This is a genomic window from Streptomyces sp. BE20 (genome assembly GCF_036322525.1).
Lineage (GTDB): Bacteria > Actinomycetota > Actinomycetes > Streptomycetales > Streptomycetaceae > Kitasatospora.
Genome location: NZ_JAQYWW010000756.1, coordinates 1 through 447 on the forward strand (window position 1 = coordinate 1; position 447 = coordinate 447).

Consider the following 447-nt stretch of genomic DNA (forward strand, 5'->3'; position numbering starts at 1 on the left):
CGCATAGTCCCATGTACATAACCAACATCGATACAGCGGAGGCGTGAATGTCCGTGACGCAGATCGACATCGATGAAGAGGCATCGGAGCGCGTGATGGCTCTTGCCGGCGTGCGAACCACGAAGGACGCCGTCAACCACACCGTCCTCCTCCCCGGCACCGCCTTCCTCGACCTCGCCCTCCAAGCAGCCCACCACACCGACACCCCCCACCTCGAAGAACTCACCCGCCACCGCCCCCGCCCCCCCCCCCCCCCCCCCCCCCCCCCCCCCCCCCGACCGCCCCCCCCCCCCCCCCACCCCCCCCCCCCCCCCCCCCACCAACCCCCCCCCCCACCCCCCACCAACCCCCCCCCCCCCCCCCACAAAAACACCCCCCCCCAAAAACAAACCCCACCCCCCAACCCCAAAACCAAACCCACCACAAACAAAATATATTGGAAAAAAA

At 68.0% G+C, this 447-nt stretch carries 1 protein-coding gene; it reads right to left on the reverse strand.

What is annotated here, in order from left to right:
• A partial coding sequence (locus tag PUR61_RS16515) for a hypothetical protein (RefSeq protein ID WP_329879609.1) occupies positions 1-233 on the reverse strand: 233 nt, incomplete at its 3' end.
• Positions 234-447: the final 214 nt, after the last annotated feature.